At 51.7% G+C, this 207-nt stretch carries 1 protein-coding gene; it reads left to right on the top strand.

Features of this window, described 5'->3' with window-relative positions:
- Positions 1 to 26: 26 nt before the first annotated feature.
- A partial coding sequence (locus tag INT22_RS20725) for a helicase-related protein (protein WP_446718943.1) occupies positions 27 to 207 on the top strand: 181 nt, incomplete at its 3' end.

Genomic DNA, 207 nt, shown 5'->3' with positions numbered 1-207 from the left:
TAGACAAAGACACCAAGTCCGCCCCATTGAGCCACTTGATCAACGAGCAAGCGTGGGATCAGGCGCTTATTTTTGTCGAGAAAAAACACAGTGCAGCCAAGCTAGTTGCTCAACTGGAAAAACGCGGCATCGCAGCCGATTCCATTCATGGCGGCAGAAGCCAGGCCATGCGCGAAAAGATTTTGGCGCAGTTCAAAACTGGCGAAC

It is taken from the genome of Halomonas sp. 3D7M (genome assembly GCF_014897885.1).
Lineage (GTDB): Bacteria > Pseudomonadota > Gammaproteobacteria > Pseudomonadales > Halomonadaceae > Vreelandella.
The sequence above is the reverse complement of the archived record's forward strand: the minus strand, read 5'-3'. Positions and strand labels throughout refer to the sequence as shown.